The sequence below is a fragment of the Mesorhizobium amorphae CCNWGS0123 genome, from assembly GCF_001686985.1.
Taxonomy (GTDB): Bacteria; Pseudomonadota; Alphaproteobacteria; order Rhizobiales; family Rhizobiaceae; genus Mesorhizobium; species Mesorhizobium amorphae.
In genome coordinates this window covers 5,997,614-6,015,660 of sequence record NZ_CP015318.1, presented here as the reverse complement: position 1 = coordinate 6,015,660, position 18,047 = coordinate 5,997,614, and the positions used below count along the sequence as shown (strand labels likewise).

The following is an 18,047-nucleotide window of genomic DNA, read 5'->3' as shown; positions in this document are numbered from 1 at the left end:
GCGGCTCGGCCAACCACCACTGAAATCCGCCGGCAAGCAAGGAGTTTCCCGATGGCCATCCCGTCCGAGATGAAGGCACTGCTGCTTGTCGGCGACGGCTACACCAGGACGCCTTCCGGCTTCGCGCTGGAAGCGATGGAGCCTTATCTCGAGCCGGGCGATATCTCGGTGCCGGCGCCCGGGCCGACGCAGGTGCTGATCAAGGTCAGCCTCGCCTCGATCAACCCGTCCGACATCGCTTTCATCAAGGGCCAGTACGGCCAGCCGCGCGTCAAGGGACAGCCTGCCGGCTTCGAGGGCGTAGGCACTGTCGTCGCCGGCGGTGACGGGCCTTACCCCAAAAGCCTGGTCGGCAAGCGCGTCGCCTTCGCCACCGGCGTCACCAATTGGGGCTCCTGGGCGGACTATGCCGTCGCCGAGGCGGTCGTCTGCATTCCGCTGCTCGACACGGTTCGCGACGAGGATGGTGCGGCGATGATCGTCAACCCGCTCACCGCGCTCGCCATGTTCGATATCGTCAAAGAGGCGGGCGAAAAAGCCTTCATCATGACCGCCGGCGCCTCCCAACTCTGCAAGCTGATCGCAGGGCTTGCCAAGGAGGAGGGATACAGACCGATCGCCACCGTGCGCCGCGACGAGCAGATCCCGCTGTTGAAGGAAATCGGCGCGGCTCATGTGCTCAACGAGAAGGCGGCGGATTTCAAGGCTGCGCTGCGCGAGGTGATTAAGGCCGAGCAGCCGCGCATCTTCCTCGATGCGGTGACCGGGCCACTGGCCTCGACCATCTTCGACGCCATGCCGAAGCGCTCGCGCTGGATCATCTACGGGCGGCTCGATGGCGAGGCGACGGTCATTCGCGAGCCCGGCCAGTTGATCTTCCAGCACAAGCATGTCGAAGGCTTCTGGCTGAGCGAATGGATGCGCCAGTTCCGCGACAAGCGCGGCCCGGCGATCCTGGAGGCACAGAAGCGCTTTTCCGACGGGCGCTGGTCGACCGATGTGACGGCGGTGGTGCCATTGGCCGAGGCGATGGCGAAGGTTCCGGCGGAGCTGGCCAAGCCGAACGGCAAGGTGTTTATCAAGCCGTAGGTTATTCCGCTGGCTCGATATTGGTGTAGGCGGCTTCCTCGAGCTCGCGCTTCAGCCTTGCTTCCTCATGCGTCTTCGGCGTGACGAAGCGGCCGAGCAGGAGATAGGCGACCGGGGTCAGCAACAGGGTGGAGACGGTGGCGAGGCCGAGGCCGCCGACGATCACCCAGCCGAGCGCGATGCGCGCCTCCGCACCGGCGCCCGCGGCCAGCACCAGCGGCACGCCGCCGAGCACGGTGCAGATCATCGTCATCATCACCGGGCGCAGGCGGATGATCGAAGCCTGCTCGATCGCCTCGCGCACGCCGAACCCGCGGTCGCGCAGCTGGTTGGCGAACTCGACGATCAGGATGCCGTTCTTGGCCATGACGCCGACCAGCAGGACCAAGCCGATCTGGCTGTAGGCGTTGAGGCTGGTGCCTGAGAGCAATAGCGCGAAGATGGCGCAGGCAAGGCCAAGCGGTACCGTCGCCATGATGATGATGGCGCTGACGAAGCTTTCGAACTGGGCGGCCAGCACCAAAAGGATGATGACCAGCGCGAAGCCGAAGATGGTGATCATGGCGCTGTTGGTTTCGCCCAGCGTCGCTGCTTCGGCCAGCGGCAGGATGCGGCTGCCGGGCGGCAGCAGCGGCGTGGCAATCTCCTCGGCGCGGCTCAGCGCGTCGCCGAGCGCGAAATTGCCGCCGAGGTTTGAAGTGATTGCCACCGACGGCTGCTGCTGCTCGCGCGTCAGCGATGGCGGCACGGCGCGTTCGGTCAGCGTGGCGATGGTCGACATCGGCACGAAGCGGCCGTCGGCCGTCTTCAGGAAGATGTTCTCCAGATCGGTCGGGTCGTTGATCGGATTAGTGGTCGAGACCAGCTTCACCCCGTAGCTGCGGTCGGCGATGTAGACGTCGACGACATCATTGCCGTCGAGCATCGCCTGCAAGGTGTTGGCCAGCCCGGTGATGTCGATGCCGAGGTCGGAGGCGCGCTCGCGGTCGATGGCGACCGCAAGCTGTGGCTGTGTCGGGTCGACGGAGAGCCGCGGCGACTGGAAGCCCGGATCCTTGCGCATTTCGTCGATGACCTTGACCGCCGCCTCGCCCAGCGCCTTGCGGTCATTGCCGACCAGCGCGAACTGCAGGCCGTTGCCGGCGCCGCGAATGCCCAGGCTGTTGGGCTGCACCGGGAAGACGCGCACGCTCGGCACCTGCCGGGTCAGCTGGCTGATCTCGGCCATGATCTCGCGCTGGCTGCGCGTGCGCTCGTTCCACGGCGCCAGCGTCATCACCATGAAGCCGTTGTTGTAGGCACCGTTCTGGCCGGCATTCTCGAAGGTGGCGCGGATCTCGCCGGAATCGCGCAGCGGCTGGATCAGTTTCTCGATCTTCTGCATCTGCTGCGTCGTGTAATCGAGGCTGACGCCTTGCGGCGCGCTGATGCGCAACAGCACGACGGCGCGGTCCTCGCTCGGCGTCAGCTCCTGGCGGATGGTGCCGAACAGGCTGAAGGCGGTGCCGGCGAACAACAGCGCCACCAGCACGACGATCCACGGCGCGCCGAGGCAGGCATGCAGGCAGCGCCGGTAGGCCGTGTTCAGCGCGCCTCCGATGCGGGCACCGATGCCGTTGCCGCCCTCATGGTGGAGCGCTGCGCTGGACAGCATGCGCGAGGCGAGCATCGGGCAGAGCGTGAGCGCCACCACGCAGGACAGAAGCACCGACATGGCGAGCACGAAGCCGAATTCGCGGAACAGGCCGCCGGTCTGGCCGGGCAGGAAGGAGATCGGCACGAAGACGGCGACCAGCGTCAGCGTGGTGGCGATGACGGCGAAGAACACCTCCTGCGCGCCGAGCACGGCGGCGGCACGCGGGCCCATGCCTTCGTTGCGCCGTCGCACGATGTTTTCGAGCACGACGATGGCGTCGTCGACGACAAGGCCGGTGGCCAGCACCAGAGCGAGCAAGGTCAGGATGTTGACCGAGAAGCCGGCGAGATAGATCGCGGCGATGGTGCCGATCATGGCGACCGGCATCGACAGGCCCGGAATGAGCGTCGCGCGCCAGTCGAGCAGGAAGGCGTAGATGACGACCAACACGATCGAGACCGACAGGGCCAGCGCGATCTCGACCTCATGCACGGCGCCGTTGACGAAGACGGCGTCGTCGCTGGTGACCTTGATCGCCATGCCCTGAGGCAGGTTCTCCTGCAGCTTGGCGACCGCCGCCCTGACGCCGGTCGAGATGTCCAGCGTGTTCGATTCCGCCTGGCGGATGATGCCGAGACCGATGCCGGTCTTGCCGTCCGAGCGCAAGGTGGTCTGGCCGATGTCGGGGCCGAGCGTGACGGTGGCGACGTCGCGGATGCGCGTCTTGCCGCCGATGATGATGTTCTCGAACTCGTCGGGCGTGGTCACGTCCGCCGTCGTGCGCACGATCAGATCCTGGTTGGTGGTGGTGATCGAGCCGGCCGGCGAATCGAAGGCGACCGAGGCCAATGCTGTTCTGAGATCGGCGACGGTGAAGCCGTGGCTGGCCAGCTTGTTCTGGTCGACGTCGATGCGGAAGATCTTGTCACGGTCGCCGGAGACCTGGACGTCGGCGACGCCCGGCACCGCGGCAAGCTCGTCCTCGATCTGGTCCTGGACGATCACCGTCATGTCCTGCACCGACATGGTGTCGGAGGTGACGGCCAGCCGCATCACCGGTTCGGAATTGGCGTCGGCCTTGACGATGCGCGGCGGATCGGCGGTGTCCGGCATCTGGTTGGCGACACGGCCGACGGCGTCGCGTACGTCGGAGGCGGCGACATTGAGGTCGACGCCGTCGTTGAACTCGATGGTGACGCGGCTCGAGCCGAAGGACGAGGTCGACGAGATCGACTTGACGCCGGAGACGCGGGCGACCGCGCCTTCGATCGTATCGGTCAGCTCGCGGTCGACGGTTTCGGCGGCCGCACCCTCGAAGACCGTGCTGACGGTGATGACGGGGCGGTCGACATCCGGCAATTCACGGATCTCGACGCCGTAGAAGGCGGCAAGGCCGGCGACCGCGATCAGCGTGTTCAACACCAGGGCCATGACAGGCCGGCGGATGAACAGTGCGGTAAAGCCGGTTTCGCGTGCGGCGTTGACGGTGCCGGTCATGAGCCGTCAGCGTCGGCGGCGCGCTGTTCCTCGCCGGCGATGTGGACCTCACCGCCGTCGCTGACGCTCTGGGTGCCCTCGGTCACCACCATGTCGCCGCTGACGATCGGCGCGTCGATCAGCACCGTCTCGGTGTTGCGCTGGATGATGCGCACGGCAACGCGTTTCGCCTTGCCGTTCTGCACTGCCCAGACATAGGCCCCGTCCGAGCCCCACAGGATGGCCAGCGGGCTGACGGCCGGATAGGAGTCGCCGGGGAATTTCATACTGATCTGGAAGGACATGCCGGCGCGCAGCGAGTCGGCCGGATTGGCGATCGTTGCCTTGACCAGCAGCGTGCGGCTGTTCTCGTCGATGTGGTTGTCGATGGCCGAAACCGTTCCGGTGTAGGCCTGGGCCGGGTTGGCGATCGGCGTCGCCGACAGATGCGCGCCGACTTTGACGGCGGCGGCGAAGCGCTCCGGCACGAGGAAGTCGACCAGTATCGAGGAGCGGTCGTCCAACGTGGCGATGGCCGACTGGCTGGTCACATAGTTGCCGGCGGCGATCGGCAGGATGCCGACGGTGCCGGCGATCGGCGCGGCGATCGAGCGGCGCTGCAGGGCGAGCTCGGCATCGCGAAGTACCAGTTTGGCGACCGCCAGCACCACTTCGGCATCGGCGACGGCGACCGGTGTCGCGGCGTTGGAAGCCTGCAGCGATTTCACCCGGTCGAGCTTATTCTGCGAGTCCTGCAAAACGAGCTTGGCACGATCCTGCGCGATCACCTCGGTCTCGGAATCGAGGGTAGCGATGATTTGGCCCTTTTCGACACGGGTGCCGGATTCGACCAGAAATCCGGTGAGGCGACCGGAACTGTAGGGATTGACCGTCACAGAAGCGTTGGCGCGGCCGGTGCCGATCGCCTGCAGGCGGTCGTTGATGGTGGCTGTGCCAGCCGGCAACGCGATAACGGTGGCGCGCTGGCCGGCGCCGTTGCTACCGGTTGTCTGCCTTGTCGTGTCGACCGCGCCTGTCGTCACATTGGGCGCCGCGGCGTAAGCCCAGTCGATCCCCCAGCGCGCCAGTACCTCCGGCGCGCCCGGAAAGAAGCGAACCCAGGCGGCAGCCGCGGCCACCAGGACCACAAGCGCAAAAACGATCTGTTTCCAGGCGGCCATCGGCACTCCGGTTGGCAAACGTCTACCGGTTTCCCCAAGCATAAAACGCAGCAACGCACCCGGTCTGTGCGAAGCCACGAAAATATCATGGCTTTATGGCAATTCTGCCGCTGCCATGCACATTAAATCTGCGTAACCTTGGCGGGCTCGCCGCCAGGAATGCCGGGATCAGCGCAGGCTTTCCAACTCGCGGATGCGCTTGGCGCCATCTGTCTCGAGCTGTCTCGTCACCGCGCCGATCAGCGTTTCGGCGACGACGAAAAGCGCCGCCGAGGAATCCCAGGCCGAAGGCACGGCGGTGCGGCCGGCGATCACATGCCGGGCAAAGCGGGCGATCGGCGACAGCCACTGGTCGGTGAACAGCACGATGTGCACGCCGCGCTGATGCGCGGTTTCGGCGAAGCGCACCAGGCTGTCCTGGTAGCGCCTGATGTCGAAGATCACCAGCACGTCACGCTTGCCCATGTCGATCAGCCGGTCGCGCCAGATGCCTTCCTGGCCGGCGAGGTGGTGGACGTCGGGCTGGACGATGGCGAGGTGAGCGGCCATGTAGCGCGCCAGCGGATCGGTGAAGCGGCCGCCGATCAGGAAGGTCTTGCCGCGGCGATTTGCAAGTGTCGCGGCAATGTCGGCAAGCTGTCTTTCGGACAGATGCCTGAATGTCTCGCGCATATTGTCGAGGGTCGCCTCCAGCATCGGCGACACCGCGCCGCCGCCCGATGAGGCCGGGTTGAGCGTCCGCGTCGCCGGCGACTGCAATTGCGCTGCCAGTTCGTCCTGCAGCGCCGACTGGAATTCGGGATAGTTCTGGAAACCCAGCCGGGCGACGAAACGCAGGATCGTCGGCGAGGACACGCCTGCCGCTGTAGAGAACTCGGCGACCGTCTTCAGGCCGATCAGCGGGTAGTTGGCGATCAGCGTCTGTGCGGCGCGGCGCTCGCCTGCGGGCATCGCGCCTATGCGGTCCGAGATCAGTTCGGCAATGCTGGAAATCATGTTTTCCCCCGCCTTTGGCTCAGTCGAAACCGCTTTCTCGAAATCGCGTTTGACAAAGCCGGACAAACTGTATGAAATCATCCACAGGGACGCAATGACACAAAATACGTAACATACGATACAGCGCTCCCCTTGGGGACGTAGGCTATGGAGACAGCACGGCCCGCCAGCCTTGCATCGCCTGAAACCGTCAGGGTGACCAACCCCGGCGGATCAAGTCCGTTCGTGTTCACCTGCGACCACGCCTCCAATTTTCTGCCCGCCGAATTCGGCACGCTCGGCCTGCCTGCCGAGGACCTTTCTCGCCACATCGCCTGGGATCCCGGTGCGCTGCCGGTCGCCCGCCGCATGGCCGAGGCGCTCGACGCTACGCTGGTCGAGACCGGCATCTCGCGCCTCGTCATCGACTGCAACCGTCCGCTCGACGCACCGGACCTTGTGCCGCCGGTCAGCGAGACCACGATCATCCCCGGCAATGCCGGCCTGTCGGACAAGCAGCGCGCGGAGCGTGTCGCTTTGTCGTGGCAGCCCTTCCATGACACGATCGCAGAGATCGTCGACAAAAGGCTGGCGCGCGGGCAGGAGACGCGGCTGGTATCGGTGCATTCCTTCACGCCCGTCTACAAGGGCAAGAGCCGGCCCTGGCATATCGGCATCATCCATGATGAGGACCGCCGGCTGGCGGCGCCTCTGATATCAGCGCTGCAGCGGCTGACCGGCGTCACCGTCGGCGTCAACGAACCCTATTCGCCGGCCGACCGCGTCTATTTCACGCTGGAACGCCATGCGCGTTCGCGCGGCCTTGCCTGCGCGATGATCGAAATCCGCAACGACGAAATTTCCGGCGAGGCCGGGCAGCGGAAATGGGCGGATATGCTCACCGGTATTTTTACGAATCTGGAGCCCGAGGAGGCCAAGGGCTCCCGACAGCGTGCAGTGGGAAAGTCAGTTCAATCGGCCAGCTAAGAACTTAAAAGGGGACTTCAAATGGCAGCACCGGGTTATACCGAAGTTGATAAGGCGGAGGACGTAAAACACCTCCACAGCATGGGCTACGCCCAGGAACTGGAGCGGCGGCTCAGCCGCTTTTCGAACTTCGCGGTTTCCTTCTCGATTATCTGCATCCTGTCGGGCGGTATCAATTCGCTGGCGCAGGCAACCTCGGGCTCCGGTGGCATCGGCATCGGCATCGGCTGGCTGGTCGGCTGCTTCGTCTCGCTGACCTTCGCGGTCGCCATGTCGCAGATCAGCTCGGCCTATCCGACCGCCGGTGGCCTGTATCACTGGGGTTCGATCCTCGGTAACCGCGGCACCGGTTGGGTAACGGCCTGGCTCAACCTGCTTGGCCTGATAACCGTGCTCGGCGCCATCAATGTCGGCACCTGGACGTTCTTCCTTGGCGCATTCGGTCCGACGCTCGGGATCGAGGGCACGCTGACCAACCAGATGATCTTCCTGGTCATCATCACCGGCGCCCAGGCGCTGATCAACCATCTCGGCATCAAGCTGACGGCCAAGCTCACCGACTTTTCGGGTTATCTGATCTTCTTCGGCTCGATCCTGATCGCGATCGTCTGTCTTGCTGCCGCCGAGACCTGGGATTTCAGCCGCCTCTTCACCTTCCACAACTATTCGGGTGATGCCGGCGCCGGCGTCTGGCCGTCGGTGTCGAATGCCTGGGTGTTCGCGCTCGGCCTGCTGCTGCCGATCTACACGATTACCGGCTACGACGCCTCGGCGCACACGTCGGAGGAAACCATCAAGGCAGCCTCCTCGGTGCCGCGCGCGATGGTCATGTCGGTGATCTGGTCGGCGGTCTTCGGCTACCTGTTCCTGGCAGCCTTCATCCTGATGATCCCGAACATGGACGACGCCGCCAAGCAGGGCTGGAACGTGTTCTTCTGGGCCTTCGACCAGCGCGTCAGCCCCGGCATCAAGGAGGTCGTCTACCTCGTCGTGTTCATTGCGCAGCTGCTTTGCGGCCTCGCAACCGTCACCTCAGCATCGCGCATGATCTTCGCCTTCTCGCGTGACGGCGGCCTGCCGGGTTCGTCGGCGCTGGCCAAGGTCAGCCCGACCTATCGCACGCCGGTGGCGGCGATCTGGACCGCATGCATCCTGTCAGTGCTGTTCGTCTGGGGTTCGACGCTGGTTTCGGTCGCCGGCACCTCGGCCTACACCATCGTCGTGTCCTGCACCGTCATCTTCCTGTTCCTGTCCTTCACCGTGCCGATCGTGCTCGGCATGCTGGCCTGGGGAACGCCGAAGTGGGACAAGATGGGCCCATGGAACATGGGGCGCGGCATCTTCATGCTGTTTGCCGTGCTGTCGATCCTGTCGATGATCCTGATCTTCATCATCGGCATCCAGCCGCCGAACGACTGGGCGCTCTACATCACCGTCGGCTTCTTCATCCTGACGGCGATCGTCTGGTTCGCCTTCGAGCGCAACCGCTTCCAGGGGCCGCCGCTCGGCGACATCATCGCTGCGCGCCAGGCGGCGATCAAGGCAGCGGAACAGGCAGTCGGCGAAACCGGCCACTGATCAACCCTAATGACCATGGCCGGCATCGTGCCGGCCATGCTTTCCTTTACCCTCTCAATCGACAAGCGCTGGAGTGCCACAAGAATGGCCGGAAATTTCTCGTTCGATCAGTTGAAGAAGGCGGTCTCCAGCGGCGAGATCGACACGGTGCTGGCCTGCATCGTCGATCTGCAGGGCCGGCTCGCGGGGAAACGTTTCCTGGCGCAATATTTCGTCGATTCCGCCCATGACGAGACGCATGGCTGCAACTATCTCTTGGCCGCCGACATCGATATGGAGCCGGTGCCGGGCTATAAGGCAGCGAGCTGGTCGAAGGGCTATGGCGATTTCGTCATGAAGCCGGACCTGGCGACGTTGCGGCGCATTCCATGGCTGGAGAAGACCGCGCTGGTGATCTGCGACGTGCTCGACCACCACACCCATGACGACCTGCCGCATTCGCCGCGCGCCATCCTGAGGAAGCAGGTCAAGCGGCTGAAGGAGCGCGGCTATATCGGCTATTTCGCCTCCGAGCTCGAATTTTATCTGTTCAACGAGACCTACGATTCCGCCCGCAAGAAGCACTGGCAGGGCCTCGACACCGCATCGCCCTATATCGGCGACTACCAGATCGGCATCACCACCAAGGAAGAAGGCGTCATGCGCCGGCTTCGCAACGAGATGGATGCGGCCGGCATCCCGATCGAGAACTCCAAGGGCGAGTGGGGTCCGGGCCAGGAAGAGATCAATGTGCGCTATGCCGAGGCGCTCGAGATGGCCGACCGCCACGTCATCCTGAAGAACGGCGCCAAGGAGATCGCCGAATCCGAAGGCAAGGCGATCTCGTTCATGTCCAAGTACAATTACGGGCTCGCCGGCAACTCCAGCCACATCCACAATTCGCTGTGGAGCGCCGACGGCAAGACGCCGCTGTTCTTCGACAAGAAGGCCGACTGGACGCTGTCGACTCTCGGCCAGCAATGGGCCGCGGGCCAGCTTAAATACGCCAAGGAGTTCACCTGGTTCCTGGCGCCCTACATCAATTCCTACAAGCGCTTCCAGGCCGGCACCTTCGCGCCGACCAAGATCATGTGGAGCGAGGACAACCGCACCGCCGGCTTCCGCTTGTGCGGCGAGGGCACCAAGGGCATCCGCATGGAATGCCGCATCGGTGGCGCCGACCTCAACCCCTATCTCGCCTTCGCAGCACTGATCGCGGCCGGCCTTGCCGGCATCGACGAGAAGCTGGAGCTGCAGAAGCCGTTTGTCGGCGACGCCTACCAGGCCTCGCGCCTGCCGGAGATCCCGAAGACGCTGCGCGATGCGACCGAGACGCTGGCCAAGTCGAAGATGCTGAAGCAGGCGCTCGGCGAGGACGTGCTCGAACACTATGTCCACACCGCGAAGTGGGAGCAGTTCGAATACGACCGCCGGATTACGGATTGGGAACTGCACAGAGGGTTCGAGCGGTACTAACGTAGCCGGGAACGCCGGCGCTGCCCTCACCCTTACCCTCTCCCGTGAAGAACGGGGAGGGGGCGTCAGCGCCGGAGCTTCGTCCCTCCCCGTAACCATACGGGGATAAGGTGCCGGCGGGCGGATGAGGGGCAACCAACAGAATTTTCGATTGTTAGAAAGTGCGAGGACTACAAAATGACCGAAACGGTCAAACTCAAATCACCCGTCGACGGCTCGATCTATGCCGAGCGTCCGATCGCCACGGACCAGGCCATCAACGCCGCTGTCGAGCGCGCCAAGGCGGCGCAGGAGAAATGGGCTGAGACGCCGATCGTCGAGCGCGGCAAGTACATGCTTGCCATGCTGGAAGCGCTGGTCGCCATGAGCGACGAGATCGTGCCGGAGATCGCCTGGCAGATGGGGCGGCCTGTGCGCTACGGCGGCGAGTTCGGCGGCGTCAAGGACCGCACCAACTACATGGTCGAGATCGCCGAGGCGGCGCTGAAGCCGGTCATGGCCTCCAACCCGAAAGACGGCTTCCGCCGCTATGTAAAGAAGGTTCCGCTCGGCGTCGTCATGGTGATCGCGCCGTGGAACTATCCCTATCTGACCGCCGTCAACACCATCGTGCCGGCGCTGATGGCGGGCAGCGCGGTCATCCTCAAGCACGCGGCGCAGACGCTGCTGGTCGGCGAACGCTTCCAGCAGGCGTTCGACAAGGCCGGTCTGCCCAAGGGCCTGTTCCAGAACGTCGTGCTGAACCACGCCCAGACCGAGAAACTGCTCGGCTCGGGCAAGATCGACCATGTCAACTTCACTGGTTCGGTCGGCGGCGGCCGCGCCATCGAGAAGGCGGCGGCAGGCACCTTCATGACGCTCGGCCTCGAGCTCGGCGGCAAGGATCCGGCCTATGTGCTGCCGGATGCCAAGATGGATCACGCCGTCGCCAACCTGGTCGACGGCGCCTTCTACAATTCCGGCCAGTGCTGCTGCGGCATCGAACGCGTCTATGTGCATGAGAAGGTCTATGACGAATTCGTCGAAGGCTTCATCGCCGAGACGAAGAACTATGTCGTCGGCAATCCGCTGGAGCAGGCGACGACGATGGGGCCGATGGCGCAGGCGCGGTTCGCCGACCTGATCCGCGAGCAGAAGGCCGAGGCGCTGCGCAAGGGTGCTACAGCGCACATCAACATGAAGGTGGCCGACGACAAAGCCGGCTCGCCCTATCTGGCGCCGGAAGTGCTGACCGGGGTTGACCACCAGATGAGCGTCATGCGCGAGGAAAGCTTTGGACCGATCGTCGGCATCATGAAGGTGCGCAACGACGAGGAGGCGATCGCGCTCATGAACGACAGCCCCTATGGGCTGACCGCCTCGATCTGGACCGGTGACATCGAGCATGCGGTGGCGATCGGCGACCGCGTCGAGACCGGCACGGTGTTCATGAACCGCTGCGACTATCTCGATCCGGCGCTGGTCTGGACCGGGGTCAAGGACACCGGCAAGGGCGCCGCACTCTCGGCGATCGGCTACGACAATCTGACCCGGCCGAAATCCTATCATCTGCGCGAAGCCATCTGAATTTTCGAAAGACAAAAATGTCCAAGCTCATCTCCAAATGGAACTACCCGACAACCGTCCGCTTCGGCGCCGGGCGCATCAAGGAATTGCCCGATGTGCTCGCGGCCACAGGCATCAAGCGGCCGCTCTTCGTCACCGATCCGGGGCTGGCCAAGCTGCCGGTCGTCGCCTCGACGCTAAAGATCCTCGACGATGCCAAGGTGCCTTACGGCGTGTTTTCCGAGGTGAAGCCGAACCCGGTCGATTCCAACCTGACCGCCGGGATTGCCGTGTTCAAGAAGGGCAAGCATGATGGCGTCATCGCTTTCGGCGGCGGCTCGGCACTCGACCTCGGCAAACTGATCGCCTTCCAGGCCGGCCAGACGCGCCCGGTCTGGGACTTCGAGGATGTCGGCGACTGGTGGACCAGAGCCGATTCGGATGCGATCGCGCCGATCATCGCGGTGCCGACCACTGCCGGCACCGGCTCGGAAGTCGGCCGCGCCGGCGTCATCACCAACGAGGCGACGCACACCAAGAAGGTCATCTTCCATCCGAAACTTTTGCCGGCAATCGTCATTGCCGATCCGGAACTGTCGGTCGGCATGCCGGGCTTCATCACCGCCGGCACCGGCATGGATGCGCTGGCCCACTGCCTCGAGGCCTATTGCGCGCCGGGTTATCACCCGATGGCCGACGGCATCGCGGTGGAAGGCATAAGGCTGGTCTTCGAGAACCTGCCGAAGGCCTATGCCAACGGCAAGGATCTCGTGGCGCGGGCCCATATGATGAGCGCGGCTGCCATGGGCGCGGCCGCCTTCCAGAAGGGGTTAGGGGCCATCCACTCGCTGTCGCATCCGATCGGTGCGCTCTACGACACCCATCACGGCATGACCAACGCCGTGTTCATGCCCTATGTGCTGGCCTTCAACCGCGACGCCATCGATGAGCGCATCGCCCGGCTCGCAGCGTATTGCGGCATCAAGGGCGGCTTCGATGGTTTTGCCAAGGCGATCATCAAGCTGCGCAAGGAGCTCAAGGTGCCGCATGCGCTGCCGGGCCTGATCAAGGGGCTCGACATGGACAAGAAGCGCAAGGGGCTGATTGCCGACATGGCGGTGGTCGATCCGACCGCCGGCGGCAACCCGGTCAAGCTGACCAAAAAGGCAGCGCTGACGCTGCTCGAAAACGCCATCGCCGGCACGGTATGACGCGGATTTTCGTGCCGGAAGTGATCTGGAAAACGAGGGGAAAGGAAAGGGGAAAGGGCTACAAGCAGGGCAGAAACTAGTTAGCCGGAAAAATAATCGCGGAGCGATTGCTACAACCGGTTAAAAAGAGTTTACTTTTTCGTACTGCGGGGCGCCGGTTTCACAAAGCTTTCATCTGGCTGTCACACGAAAACGATACCGCATCGCAGGCGTCCAACGGCGTCAGTTCAACGGAGAGAACACATGTTCAAATTCACGGGGAAAGTGCTTTCCCTTTCGGCCGCGGCGCTTTTCGCGTCGACGGTGATTTCGTCCGCGGATGCGATGGACGATCTCGTCAAGGCCGCCAAGGCCGAGGGCCAGCTCACGACCATCGCGCTGCCGCATGACTGGTGCGGCTATGGCGCCGTCATCGACGGCTTCAAGGCGAAGTATCCGGAAATCAAGATCAACGAACTCAATCCCGATGCCGGTTCCGGCGACGAGATCGAGGCGATCAAGGCGAACAAGGACAACAAGGGCCCGCAGGCGCCCGACGTGATCGACGTCGGCCTGTCCTTCGGCCCGACCGCCAAGGCCGATGGCCTGTTGATGCCCTACAAAGTGTCGACCTGGGACTCGATCCCGGATAGTGCCAAGGATGCTGATGGCGCTTGGTATGGCGACTATTACGGCGTTCTGTCGATGATGGTGAACAAGGATCTGGTCAAGGAATCGCCGGCCGATTGGGCCGACCTGCTGAAGCCGGAATTCGCCAACTCGGTCGCCCTTGCCGGCGACCCGCGTGCCTCGAACCAGGCCATCCAGGCGGTCTACGCCGCTGGTCTTTCGTCGGGTGCCGCCGCTGGTGAAGCCGCCGGCACCGCTGGTCTCGACTTCTTCAAGAAGCTCAACGCCGCCGGCAATTTCGTTCCGGTCGTCGGCAAGCCTGCGACGCTCGCCCAAGGCCAGACCCCGATCCTGATCAACTGGGACTACAATGCGCTCGCCGGCCGCGATACGCTGAAGGGCAATCCGCCCGTCGACGTCATCGTGCCGAAGACCGGCGTTGTCGCCGGTGTCTACGTCCAGGCGATCAGTGCCTACGCACCGCATCCGAACGCCGCCAAGCTGTGGATGGAATACCTTTATTCCGACGAAGGCCAGATCGGCTGGCTGAAGGGCTATTGCCACCCGATCCGCTTCAACGATCTCGCCAAGAACGGCAAGATTCCGGCGGACGTTCTTGCCAAGCTGCCTCCGGCGGAATCCTATGCCGCGGCAGTGTTCCCGACGCTCGACGAGCAGGGCAAGGCCAAGGAAGCCATCAGCAAGAACTGGGACGCCGTGGTCGGCGCCAACGTCAAGTAAGGCTTAAAATCCACCGGGCGGCCGCGAGGCCGCCCGGCCTTTCCTCGAAGACGGTAGCCGGCGCATGACCGATCTCTCGCTTTCCAACCAGACCATTGCGGGGAAGGCCGCGCCTCCCGCCGAAGCACGCAGCCTCAGGCTGCCGACGCAATGGCTCGGCGTGGCGCCGTTCTTCATCTTCGCCATCATGTTCCTGATCCTGCCCACGCTCTATCTGATGCTGGGCGCATTCCAGAACGATGCCGGCGAATTCACGTTCGAGAACATCGTGGCATTGGGGCAACCGTCCATCGTTGCCGCCTACTGGATCTCGATCAAGGTCAGCCTTGCCTCGGCGCTGATCGGCGCCTTTGCAGGTCTGGCGATCGCCATTGCGATCGTGCGCGGCGGCCTGCCGAACTGGATACGTTCGGCGACACTGACCTTTTCCGGCGTTGCCTCCAATTTCGCCGGCGTGCCGCTGGCCTTCGCTTTCCTCGCCACGCTCGGCCGGCTCGGCCTCGCGACGGTGATCCTGAACACCGTGTTCGGTCTCAACATCTACGCGCACGGCTTCAACATCCTGTCGTTCTGGGGCCTGACGCTGACCTATGTCTATTTCCAGATCCCGCTGATGGTGGTCATCATCACGCCGGCAATCGACGGGCTGAAGAAGGAATGGGGCGAGGCTGCCGCGACGCTCGGCGCCACCACGGCGCAATACTGGCGCATGGTCGTCATTCCGGTGATCTGGCCGAGTTTTCTCGGCACCGTCATCCTGCTGTTCGCCAACGCCTTCGGCGCCATCGCCACCGCCTATGCGCTAACCGGCTCGTCGCTCAACATCGTGCCGATACTGCTCTATGCGCAGATCCGTGGCGACGTGCTGCACAATCCCCATCTTGGCTATGCGATCGCCTTCGGCATGATCGTCATCACCGGCCTCGCCAACGTCTTCTACATCTGGTTCCGGACCCGTTCCGAGAGGTGGCTCAAATGAAGGGCGGCAGATTCTGGGCCTGGGTCGTCTTCATCCTCGGTGCGGCCTATTTCTTCATTCCGCTGATCGCGACCGTTGAATTCTCCATGCGCATGCGGCGCGGCGTCTATTCCTTCGACGCCTACCAGATCGTGCTGGGTGACCCGCGCTTCCAGGCGACCTTCATGTATTCGGTGATCGCAGCGATCTTCACCATCATTCTCGGCGTGCTGATCGTGGTGCCCGCCGCCTACTGGATCCGGCTGCGCCTGCCGCAGTTGAGGCCGGTCGTCGAGTTCATCACGCTGCTGCCGCTGGTCATTCCGGCCATCGTCATCGTCTTCGGCTATATCAGAATGTATGGCTCGAATTCGCCGCTGCCGTTCCTGGCCAGCGATATGGGCACCAATGCCTTGCTGGTCATCGGCTATGCGATGCTGGCGCTGCCCTACATGTACCGTGCCGTCGACACCGGCCTTCGCACCATCGATGTGCGCACGCTGACAGAGGCAGCGCAGATCCTGGGCGCCGGCTGGGGGACGATCATCGGCCGTGTGATCCTGCCAAACGTTTTGATCGCAGTGTTGTCGGGTGCGTTCCTCACCTTCGCCATCGTCATCGGTGAATTCACCATGGCCAGCCTGCTCAACCGACCGGCCTTCGGCCCCTATCTGCAGAACATCGGCGCCAACCGCGCCTATGAGCCGGCAGCCCTTGCCATCATCGCCTTCGTCATCACCTGGGGCTGCATGTCGGTTATTCAGGTCCTGTCACGCTTTGCGCCGAAATCGGCCAATCGTCCGAACTGATCGAAAGAAAAAGCCATGGCCGAGCCGTTCCTCTCAATCCAGCATGTGCGAAAATCCTTCGGTGCCACCACTGTTGTCGAGGATTTCAATCTTGACGTGGAGCCCGGCGAGTTCGTCTCCTTCCTCGGCCCGTCGGGTTGCGGCAAGACGACGGTGCTGCGCATGGTCGCCGGCTTCGAGGAGCCCTCGGCTGGCAAGATCGTCGTCGCCGGCAAGGACATCACGAGGCTGAAGCCCAACCAGCGCAATGTCGGCATGGTGTTCCAGGCCTATGCGCTGTTCCCCAACCTGACGGTGGCGCAGAACATCGCCTTCGGGCTGAAGGTCGCCGGCATGCCGAAGGCAGATGCGGACAGGCGCGTCGCCGAGATGCTCGACATCATCAAGCTGCCGCAGATGGGCGACCGCTATCCCTACCAGCTTTCCGGCGGCCAGCAGCAGCGCATCGCGCTGGCGCGCGCGATCGCGCCGAAGCCGAAGCTGCTTCTGCTCGACGAGCCGCTGTCGGCGCTCGACGCCAAGGTGCGCGTGTCGCTGCGCGAGGAAATCCGCTCGATCCAGAAGAAGCTCGGCATCACCACCATCTTCGTCACGCATGACCAGGAAGAGGCGCTGTCGATCTCCGACCGCATCGCCGTCATGTATGGCGGCAAGGCCGAGCAGGTCGGCACGCCGTTCGAGATCTACAACCGGCCGGCAACCAAATTCGTCGCCAATTTCGTCGGCACGCTGAATGTACTCGAAGGCACGGTGACCGACGCCGCTTCGGGCACGGTGCGCGTCAATTCGCAAGAGGTCGCGCTCAAGGGCAAGCTCAACGGTTCCAAGTCCGGCGACACGCTGTCGCTGGCGTTGCGGCCCGAGGCGATTTCGCTCGGCCGCCAGCCCGGTCGCGATTCCAGCCTTTCGGGTGAGATCGCCGAAGTGCATTTCCTAGGCTCGGTCATCCGGGTTCGCGTCGGCATCGGCGGCAGCACCGTCTCTCTCGACACGTTCAACAGCCCGGCGACACCCCCGCCAGCGGTTGGCGAAAAGGCCGAGATTTCGTTCGCCTCAAGCGACATGCTGGTGCTGCACTGATCCGGTGAGAAGCCGGCAGGGCCGAAGCGTTCAAGCCGGCGGGATGAAGGGCTGGAAGATCGCCTGAAAGACGGGCAATGCCTCCAACCGCGCGGCGTGAGCCTCGAGCGCCGGGAAGCCGGCCAGCGGAACCAGGCCCGGATGCGCTTCGCCGAGGAAACGCAGCACGGCGGCAACCGCCACATCGGCATGGCCGATACGATCACCGAACCAGTAGGCACCGGGTCTCGCGGCGCGGTCCGCGTCCAATGCGGCAAGGACGCTCTCGATCTGCGTTCGGCAGCGGCCGACCCAGAGGTCGGAGGCGTTCTCGTGCAGGCGCTTTTCGTAAAACAGGCTGACGCTTTTGTCGCCAAGCCCGGTGGCCAGGGCCGCAATCCTGAGCGCCTGATGGCGGGCGGGCTCGCCTGTCGGAAACATCCTTCGATCGGCCGCTACCAGGCTGTCGAGATAATCGAGCATCAGATGGCTTTCCGTCAGCACTTCGCCATCGTCCAGCACCAGCGTCGGGACGCGTGTCAGCGGGTTATAGGGACGGATCTTGTCGGCATCGCCGAAGGCCGACCATGGCCGATGCTCGAAGGCCAGGCCGTAGAGCATCAGCGCGATGCCGACGCGGCGAACGAAGGGCGAGTCATACTGGCCGATGAGGATCATGGCTGTATCCATACCCCGGCGACCTGTCCGGCGTATACGGCAGGCAGACCGGGCCGGCTG

14 protein-coding genes are annotated in these 18,047 nt (G+C 63.9%); 10 read left to right on the top strand and 4 right to left on the bottom strand.

Translation table 11 applies throughout. The annotated features are described in order from the left end of the window. Window positions 1–51 precede the first annotated feature (51 nt). Window positions 52–1,089, top strand: a complete 1,038-nt coding sequence (locus tag A6B35_RS28255; RefSeq protein WP_006206244.1) for a zinc-binding dehydrogenase — start codon at window positions 52–54, stop codon at window positions 1,087–1,089. Between the two features lies 1 nt (window position 1,090). Here A6B35_RS28255 and A6B35_RS28250 read toward each other — a convergent pair whose 3' ends face one another. The 3 genes from A6B35_RS28250 to A6B35_RS28240 form a co-directional block, all read right to left on the bottom strand. Then, window positions 1,091–4,222: an efflux RND transporter permease subunit gene (locus A6B35_RS28250; RefSeq protein ID WP_006206243.1), complete on the bottom strand. Its 3,132-nt coding sequence runs from the start codon at window positions 4,220–4,222 to the stop codon at window positions 1,091–1,093. After that, window positions 4,219–5,382 (bottom strand): efflux RND transporter periplasmic adaptor subunit, encoded by a 1,164-nt coding sequence (locus A6B35_RS28245; protein WP_006206242.1) that lies wholly within the window; start codon window positions 5,380–5,382, stop codon window positions 4,219–4,221. Before A6B35_RS28245 ends, A6B35_RS28250 begins: the two co-directional genes overlap by 4 nt. Window positions 5,383–5,550: 168 nt before the next feature. Beyond that, on the bottom strand, window positions 5,551–6,378 hold the full coding sequence (locus A6B35_RS28240) for a MurR/RpiR family transcriptional regulator (protein ID WP_040584164.1): 828 nt from the start codon (window positions 6,376–6,378) through the stop codon (window positions 5,551–5,553). 147 nt (window positions 6,379–6,525) lie between these two features. Between A6B35_RS28240 and A6B35_RS28235 the strand changes: the two genes are divergently transcribed. The 9 genes from A6B35_RS28235 to A6B35_RS28195 all read left to right on the top strand — a co-directional run bounded on the left by A6B35_RS28235 (window position 6,526) and on the right by A6B35_RS28195 (window position 17,330). Next, complete coding sequence (locus A6B35_RS28235) at window positions 6,526–7,344, top strand: N-formylglutamate amidohydrolase (protein ID WP_006206240.1); 819 nt, start codon at window positions 6,526–6,528, stop codon at window positions 7,342–7,344. A 21-nt stretch (window positions 7,345–7,365) separates the two neighbouring features. Further along, on the top strand, window positions 7,366–8,922 hold the full coding sequence (locus A6B35_RS28230; protein WP_040584163.1) for an amino acid permease: 1,557 nt from the start codon (window positions 7,366–7,368) through the stop codon (window positions 8,920–8,922). Between the two features lie 84 nt (window positions 8,923–9,006). Next, complete coding sequence (locus A6B35_RS28225; protein WP_006206238.1) at window positions 9,007–10,377, top strand: glutamine synthetase family protein; 1,371 nt, start codon at window positions 9,007–9,009, stop codon at window positions 10,375–10,377. Between the two features lie 177 nt (window positions 10,378–10,554). Further along, window positions 10,555–11,943, top strand: a complete 1,389-nt coding sequence (locus tag A6B35_RS28220) for an aldehyde dehydrogenase family protein (protein WP_006206237.1) — start codon at window positions 10,555–10,557, stop codon at window positions 11,941–11,943. Window positions 11,944–11,960: 17 nt separating this feature from the next. Continuing rightward, window positions 11,961–13,133: an iron-containing alcohol dehydrogenase gene (locus A6B35_RS28215; RefSeq protein WP_006206236.1), complete on the top strand. Its 1,173-nt coding sequence runs from the start codon at window positions 11,961–11,963 to the stop codon at window positions 13,131–13,133. A gap of 243 nt (window positions 13,134–13,376) precedes the next feature. Then, window positions 13,377–14,483 (top strand): ABC transporter substrate-binding protein, encoded by a 1,107-nt coding sequence (locus A6B35_RS28210; RefSeq protein ID WP_006206235.1) that lies wholly within the window; start codon window positions 13,377–13,379, stop codon window positions 14,481–14,483. A gap of 64 nt (window positions 14,484–14,547) precedes the next feature. Next, window positions 14,548–15,462, top strand: coding sequence for an ABC transporter permease (locus tag A6B35_RS28205; RefSeq protein ID WP_006206234.1), 915 nt, complete (start codon window positions 14,548–14,550; stop codon window positions 15,460–15,462). Next, on the top strand, window positions 15,459–16,250 hold the full coding sequence (locus tag A6B35_RS28200) for an ABC transporter permease (protein WP_006206233.1): 792 nt from the start codon (window positions 15,459–15,461) through the stop codon (window positions 16,248–16,250). Before A6B35_RS28205 ends, A6B35_RS28200 begins: the two co-directional genes overlap by 4 nt. Before the next feature lie 15 nt (window positions 16,251–16,265). After that, a complete protein-coding gene (locus A6B35_RS28195) occupies window positions 16,266–17,330 on the top strand; it encodes an ABC transporter ATP-binding protein (RefSeq protein WP_006206232.1) in 1,065 nt (354 codons plus the stop codon). 30 nt (window positions 17,331–17,360) lie between these two features. On the opposite strand, the gene A6B35_RS28190 is transcribed toward A6B35_RS28195, so the two are convergent. Continuing rightward, window positions 17,361–17,987, bottom strand: coding sequence for a glutathione S-transferase family protein (locus A6B35_RS28190; RefSeq protein WP_040584165.1), 627 nt, complete (start codon window positions 17,985–17,987; stop codon window positions 17,361–17,363). Window positions 17,988–18,047 lie beyond the last annotated feature (60 nt).